The following is a 4,749-nucleotide window of genomic DNA, read 5'->3' as shown; positions in this document are numbered from 1 at the left end:
ATAAATATAAGAATAGATATATAATTAATGCCTAAATATAACTTCTTCTTTAGAGAACATAAATTTAGCAAATATAATTGAAGCAACTATATAGATAATATGCCATCCAACTACTATAGCTATATGTTTAATATCAAATATTCCAACAGTAAATTCCTTCATTAAGCAAATTGCATTAGTTATAGGAATATTGAAAAATGCTGGGTTTATTCCTTTTGCATCAATCATATATGGTAGAAATGATAAAATCATAGTTGGCATTGTAATAGCAGCTAAGTATGAATTAGCTTCTTTTGTAGATCTTGCATAAATACTTACTGAAATTTGTAATGCCGATAATGTAACTAATACTAAGCAACCTATTACTAACATACCTAATATAGTTACTGGTGATAGATTAAATTGAACATCTCCCTCTCCAAAGGTCATAAATCTTTGCATTGAAAATACCATAGCAGCTAAATTAGCAATTAAAGCTATAAATGATATTGTACACAATGCTGTTATTTTACCCCAAAGTAATGAAGATCTTTTTGCTGAAGTTGAAAGTAATGGTTCAAAAGTAAATCTTTCTTTTTCACCAGCTCCAAGATCAGCTGCCATACCCACAGTTGAAGAAACCATAAGTATTACTATAAGAGTTGGAATCATAGTAAGAAGCATAGATGCAACAGTATTTATGTCTTCACTATCTGCATTTATTCCAGATTTAATGTTAATTTCAAATGGTTTTAATATTGAAGTATCTACTCCGCTTTCTGTTAATCTTTGTTCTACTATTGTATTTTTATAGCTTTCATAAATTTCATTAACCATACTACTTGCAATCATTGACTTATTTGATTCTTCATCTATTAATAAATTAATAGTATCACTTTTGCTAGCAGCTATATTTTCATCAAAGTTTTCTGGAATATTAATAATAAGTTGAATATCTCCATTTTTTAAAGCTTCAGTAGGGGAATCTACTTCAGGAATCTTAATATTTTCTAAGGAAGTGATTACTTTTGCCATATTAGAGTCAGTATCACCATCTATATAAATATTAATTTCTTTTTCAACATCATTTTGGGCTTTTTCCATTGATGAGGACATAAATTTAAACATTAAAGGATAAATAAGAATTGGTAGTATTAAAGTAAATACTAATGTCTTTTTATCTCTTACAATATCTAAAAGTTCCTTCTTTAAAACAGTTAAAAAGTTACTCATTAGTATGACCTCCTATAAGACCTAAGAATGTTTCTTCTAAGTCATCATTATTATATTTTTCTTTTAAATGAGTTAATGTACAATCTTCTAGAAGCTTTCCTTTATTAATAATAACAACTCTATCACATAGTTTTTCAACTTCCTTCATAGAGTGGCTTGAAAATAATATAACTTTATTTTCTTTCTTACATTGAAGGATGAAGTCTTGTACAATTCTTGCAGCACTTACATCTAATCCAGTAGTTGGCTCATCAAAAAGCATAACAGATGGATTATGAACTATTGATCTAGCAATAGAAATTTTTTGTTTCATACCTCTAGAGTACTTACCAACAGGTTTATTAATATAATCTTCCATTTCAAAACTTTTAGCTAAGACATCTATTCTTTCATCTGCTTCCTTTTTGCTCATTCCATAAAGGTTAGCAAAATATCTTATGTTTTCTCTTCCACTAAGTCTATCGTATAGACCTACATCTCCACCAAAAAGAATTCCTATTTCCTTTCTTACTCTTTCTGGGTTTGATTTTACGTCGATATCATTAACCTTAATATCTCCTTCTGATATTTCAAGCATAGTAGAAATCATCCTTAGTGTTGTTGTTTTACCTGCCCCATTTTCACCAAGTAGTCCAACTATCTCTCCTTTATTTACTGAAAAAGATAAGTTATCAACTACTTTTGATTTTTTAAATTGTTTAGTAACATTGTTTAGTTTAAGCACTGATTTGCCTCCTTTATAGTAGTAATAATTATTTTGTGGGAATTATACCATATTATGTAACATAAAATAGAATAGTAATAGGATTTATAGAAATATTTCCTTAGTATAAAATGAAATAATGTTAAAAATTTGCTATTACCTCAAGTCACTATATAAGTAAATTAAGTAACTATTTAATAATTATACAATATTTTTACAAAAAAATCATTGGATATAGTACATGTATAATACTTTTTTATATTTATTTATAAAATTTTAGAGTATATTTTTCTAGGATAATTAAATTAACATAAAATTTGGATTATGAGTGAATATGATTATTCAATAAAGAGTTTATTAATAACTATTTTGCTTCCTGAAGAATACTAATCAAAAGGTGTTCCCGAAGAACACCTTTTATAAATAGATTTATATTCACTTTATAAGTTTGATGAAATAAGTGATTATATGAGTGGAAGCTTCACAACTGCTAATGTTGGTAGAGAGTAAAGTTTTAAAATCCTAATAATAAAGATGCTATAATTGCAAGTTTAAAAAGAAAAGTCAAAAGACTTGAATAATAAAATAAAGAACAAGTAAAAATTAATTATGCAGATATTTATAAGCAATTATAATTTTGCGGTATTTATTCTTTAATTTTTTCATTACCTTAATTTTTTTATTTAATAATACCTCATGCTTTTAATATATTAAGAACTAAATTGTAAAATATTCTTTTAAATTTAATATCAATATATTTATAAAATATGATATAATTGACTCAAGATTGTATGATTATAAGATTCAATATTCCTTAAATATGTTTAATGATTTCGAATAAAGATATTAGGTGGAGTAATCGCAAGGTAGGGTGATATATTTATGATAAATAAGGAAAAAATATCAACTAATTATAGGAATATGGTTGATAAAATTAAAAAAATAGATTTTACAATGTTGAATAATGAAGAATTATTAAATAAGTCAAATAATTTAAAAGAACTAATTACAACAGGAACAACAATTAATGATATTGTAATAGAAGGCTTTGCCTTAGTTAAAGAAGTAATAAAAAGAACTTTAGGGCTTGAAGTATATGATGTTCAATTATTAGCTGCCTTAGCACTTAATGATAAAAAGCTAATAGAGATGAAAACAGGTGAAGGAAAAACATTAACCGCTGTATTTCCAGCATATATAAATTCACTATATGGTAAAGGAGTTCATATTCTTACATTTAATGATTATTTAGCCAAAAGGGATGCTAATTGGATGAAGCCGATATATGATATGCTCGGAGTCAATGTTGGATTTGTACAAGAAAATATGAGTTTAGAAGATAAAAAGAAAGCATATTATTCTGATATTACTTATGTCACTGCAAAAGAAGCTGGTTTTGACTATCTTAGAGATTCTATTGCTTACAGTGTAGAAGAATTAGTACATCGCCCTTTTTATTGTGCAATTGTAGATGAAGCTGATTCAATACTAATAGATGAAGCAAGGATTCCTTTAGTAATAGCCACTAGTACAAATGAAAAAGATTCAGAAGTTAGAAAAATAAGAGATATTGTAGTTAAATTAGAAGCTGAAATTGACTATACTACTGATGAATATGATATGAATATATTTTTAACAGAAAATGGAATTAATAAAGTTGAGAATTTACTTAAGTGTGGAAATCTTTACGATAATAAGAATTTCAATTTATTAAGGTTATTAAATAGCACATTATATGCAGAAGTAATGCTTAAGAGAGATATAGATTACATTGTAAAAAATGAGAAAATTGAAATGATTGATGAATTTACAGGGCGTATTGCAAAGAATAGACATTGGGCTGATGGGATTCAGGCTGCATTAGAGGTTAAAGAAAATTTGGAAGTTCAATGCACAAGTAAAATCTTAGCACAAATAACTTTGCAACATTTTGTTAAGTTATATGATAACTTAGCTGGAATGACAGGTACTGCTATAGATTCAGAAGATGAATTCTTTGAATATTATGATTTAGATCTACTAATAGTTCCACCAAATAAAAAATGTATAAGAAAAGATTTAGATAATATAGTTTTTACACATAAAGAAGCTAAATATAATGCTTTAGTCAAAGAGATTCAAAGAGTAAACTCTACTGGACAACCAATTCTTATAGGTACAAGTAATATTAAAGAATCAACTTATTTAGCTAAAAAATTAATAGAAGTTGGAATTGAGTGCCAAGTATTGAATGCTGTAAATGATGAGTTAGAAGCTAAGATTATAGAACACGCAGGAATGTTGGGAGCAGTAACTGTTTCTACAAATATGGCTGGACGTGGTGTTGATATTTTACTCGGTGGTCCTGATGGTGATGAAAAAGAAAAAATTATAAGTTTAGGAGGATTATATGTTATAGGTACTAATTTATATGAAAGTTTAAGGATTGATAAACAGTTAAGGGGAAGAGCTGGTAGACAAGGAGAACCTGGAATAACACGCTTTTTTATAAGTTTAGAGGATGATCTTATAGTTAAGTATGGAATTAATGAAATGATCCCTAAAAAACATTATCCAATACTTCAAGAAGAAGCGTTATCTAATCCTATTTTTAACTATAAGATAAATAAAGCCCAAAAAATTATTCAAGCAAAACTTTCAGATTTTAGAAAAAATTTATATGAATATTCAATTATATTAGAAGAACAAAGAATATATATGTATAATATCCGTATGAAAGTAATGAATGGTGAAATTAAAGATAATCTTTTAGAATATGATTATCCACAACTATATTGGCTTTTAAAAGAGAAGTATAGCGAAGATACAATAAAAGTATTTAAGAAGAATTTAGT

At 26.7% G+C, this 4,749-nt stretch carries 3 protein-coding genes; 1 reads left to right on the top strand and 2 read right to left on the bottom strand.

Going from position 1 to position 4,749, the window contains the following annotated elements; translation table 11 throughout:
* Positions 1 to 24 precede the first annotated feature (24 nt).
* Positions 25 to 1,212 (bottom strand): ABC transporter permease, encoded by a 1,188-nt coding sequence (locus tag J7M87_RS09640; RefSeq protein WP_291650849.1) that lies wholly within the window; start codon positions 1,210 to 1,212, stop codon positions 25 to 27.
* Complete coding sequence (locus tag J7M87_RS09635) at positions 1,205 to 1,936, bottom strand: ATP-binding cassette domain-containing protein (protein WP_291650848.1); 732 nt, start codon at positions 1,934 to 1,936, stop codon at positions 1,205 to 1,207. Before J7M87_RS09635 ends, J7M87_RS09640 begins: the two co-directional genes overlap by 8 nt.
* Positions 1,937 to 2,797: 861 nt before the next feature.
* Between J7M87_RS09635 and J7M87_RS09630 the strand changes: the two genes are divergently transcribed.
* On the top strand, positions 2,798 to 4,749 hold a 1,952-nt coding region (locus tag J7M87_RS09630; RefSeq protein WP_291650847.1), incomplete at its 3' end, for an accessory Sec system translocase SecA2.

It is taken from the genome of Clostridium sp., from assembly GCF_017888565.1.
Taxonomy (GTDB): domain Bacteria; phylum Bacillota; class Clostridia; order Clostridiales; family Clostridiaceae; genus Clostridium.
This window is presented reverse-complemented; position numbering and strand designations above follow the sequence as displayed.